Annotated in this window: 2 protein-coding genes and 2 tRNA genes; all 4 read right to left on the bottom strand. The window is 50.0% G+C overall.

Features of this window, described 5'->3' with window-relative positions:
* Window positions 1-44: 44 nt before the first annotated feature.
* Window positions 45-120 (bottom strand) — tRNA-Glu (locus IBX50_RS19785).
* 49 nt (window positions 121-169) lie between these two features.
* Window positions 170-245, bottom strand: a tRNA-Ala gene (locus IBX50_RS19780).
* A 70-nt stretch (window positions 246-315) separates the two neighbouring features.
* Window positions 316-1,821: a glutamate--tRNA ligase gene (gene gltX, locus IBX50_RS19775; RefSeq protein ID WP_292258112.1), complete on the bottom strand. Its 1,506-nt coding sequence runs from the start codon at window positions 1,819-1,821 to the stop codon at window positions 316-318.
* 290 nt (window positions 1,822-2,111) lie between these two features.
* Window positions 2,112-2,316, bottom strand: a 205-nt coding sequence (locus tag IBX50_RS19770; protein ID WP_292258111.1) for a hypothetical protein, incomplete at its 5' end; no start/stop codon positions are given.

The raw sequence follows: 2,316 nt of genomic DNA, 5'->3' as shown, positions 1-2,316 counted from the left end.
CTAAAGCGATTGGCTGACGGGAAACATGTGGATAAAAAGAGAAGTGGCGTCCCATAGGGGGTTCGAACCCCTGTTACCGCCGTGAAAGGGCGGTGTCCTAGACCACTAGACGAATGGGACGTTTATACTTCTGCACTCACACAAATACATAAAAGATGCAAAATGCGAGTGGTGGAGCTAAGCGGGATCGAACCGCTGACCTCTTGCATGCCATGCAAGCGCTCTCCCAGCTGAGCTATAGCCCCACAATGTCCGGAAGACGGTGCGTATGTTAGTCTTGGTTACACACACCGTCAAGCCTTTTTTTCAATAAATTCAGTGGTCTTTTGGCGCTTGAAAAATCTGGTAAGCCTTTTCCAGTTTTTTCGCCTGCTTCTTCGACACACCACCTTCCGTCAGCAAGTTCAGCGCATGACGCAAGCGCGCACGACTCATATCAGGTCCGATAATCACCATGGCATCCAATACCGAAGTGGAAGTGGTGCTGCCGCTGATCGCTACAAAAACCGGCTGCAGGTAGGTTTTCATTTTCAGACCGGCGTGTTCACTGAGGGCGCGAATTCGTTCAAGGATGGCATCCTTATTCCACTCACGCAGACTATCCATCTCCCATACCAGAAACTGCATCAGCTCAACCAGCGCTTCTTCCTCTACACCCAGCGCCAGATAATTCGCCTTGGTCACTTTTGGCAGACCACTGAAGAAAAATGCCGCCAGAGGTGCCACATCCGACAGGGTTTCCACTCTCGGACGGATTTGTGGAATGATCTGCTTCACATAATCGCTGTTAAATGCCCACTTCATCAGTTCAGCAATAAACTGCTCATCACTCAGATCTTCCCGCAGGTACAGACCATTCAACCAGCTGAGTTTTTCAACATCAAACACCGGCCCGCCCAGTGATACCCGCTGGATATCAAAGTGTTCAATCATCTGCTGCAGACTGAATTTTTCACTTTCATCCGGCATCGACCAACCCATACGACCCAGATAGTTGATCAGTGCCTGTGGCAGATAACCCATGCGCTTGTAAAAGGTGATGGAGGTGGGGTTCTTGCGCTTGGATAGTTTTGATTTGTCTGGATTACGCAGCAATGGCAAGTGACAGAGTACCGGCATATCCCAGCCAAAGTATTCATACAACAACTTGTGTTTTGGTGCTGAGTTGATCCATTCCTCACCACGCAAAACGTGAGTAATCTGCATCAGGTGGTCATCCACTACGTTCGCCAGATGATAGGTGGGCATCCCATCCGATTTCAGCAGGATCTGGGCATCCACCATACTCCAGTCCAACTCGATACGTCCGCGCAGCAAATCATCAATCACACAGGCACCCTCTTCTTCCGGCACCAGCATCCGCACTACATAAGGGGCGTTGTTTGCTTCGCGCTCTCTGACCACTTCTTCTGGCAGGTAAAGATCAGAAGGTTTTAATGCGGTGGACTGGCCGGCCAGCTGTCGTTCACGACGCAACTCATCCAGCTCCTCAGTCGTACGGTAACATTTAAATGCTTTGCCTTTCTCCAGTAACTCCTGAGCATAACCGGCATAAATGTCGCGCCGCTCACTCTGGCGGTAAGGGCCAAAGGGACCACCAACATCCGGGCCTTCATCCCACTCTAAACCCATCCAGCGCAGTGAATCAAAAATCTGCTGTTCGGATTCAGTGGTGGAACGTTGCTGGTCAGTATCCTCGATACGCAGGATAAATTTTCCCTGATGCTGACGAGCAAAACATAAATTGAACAGGGCAATATAAGCGGTTCCAACATGGGGGTCGCCGGTCGGGGACGGAGCAATACGGGTGCGCACAGTCATGCTTGTTAACCTTGATGACAGAGAAATGATAAACTGCAGTTCAGTCACGCAGTATAAAAGATTCCGACCCCGCGTGCATTTCTGCGACATTACGCCACCTTCACAAGACCCCTTCCATGCTTGAGAATCAGGTTTCGGTTTACCGAGGTCTTTGTCTGTTATCACCTCAATCGTTAGCGGCACATAAGGAAGTTTGTCCTACGCACTTGCTCGACTAGGCGACCACTGCGCCCCCTGTAGTGGTCGCCATTTTTCTTTTCCAAGGTTACCCATGAATTCTGACGCAACCTCTATTCACGGCTTTGAACCGGCTCAAACTTGAAGATCGGCAGCATCGAACACAAGGCAATAGGGTGATCTCGATTGTCAGCTGGAAAATCCGCAAAACCAATACTCACCGGCTGAAGCGCTTTTATTCGCACGTGGGTCTGGACTTCAATTGTATAAAATCCCAGCCAGGCTTTGAGGAGTGAAGGGTTTATGCTGTCCTGAAAT

Source organism: Marinospirillum sp. (assembly GCF_014859565.1).
This window is presented reverse-complemented; position numbering and strand designations above follow the sequence as displayed.